Origin of the sequence: Buttiauxella brennerae ATCC 51605, assembly GCF_001654925.1 — a bacterium.
GTDB classification, from domain to species: domain Bacteria; phylum Pseudomonadota; class Gammaproteobacteria; order Enterobacterales; family Enterobacteriaceae; genus Buttiauxella; species Buttiauxella brennerae.
The window spans coordinates 1-222 of record NZ_LXER01000085.1; the positions used below are offsets into that span (position 1 = coordinate 1).

Annotated in this window: 1 protein-coding gene; it reads right to left on the bottom strand. The window is 59.5% G+C overall.

Annotation, left to right across the window (positions count from 1 at the left end; translation table 11 throughout):
- Positions 1-222, bottom strand: a 222-nt coding sequence (locus M975_RS22100; RefSeq protein WP_157093438.1) for a hypothetical protein, incomplete at both ends; no start/stop codon positions are given.

Below are 222 nucleotides of genomic sequence, written 5' to 3' on the forward strand. Positions count from 1 at the left end.
CCAGTTGCCATGCTTTCAGTTCGCCCATCAGGCCACGAGTGAAGCGCTCGGTCAGCCCGGCGGTGGTGCGGTGCGTCACATAATCCTGTTGGGCATCGAACTGGTATTCGGTGCGTCGGCCGTTGAGGGTTTCGGCAGTAATGCGCCCGGCCTCGTCATATTCATAGATGACAGTGGCATCATCGTTCTTCGCTTCGACCAGACGGCAGAGGGGGTCATGGC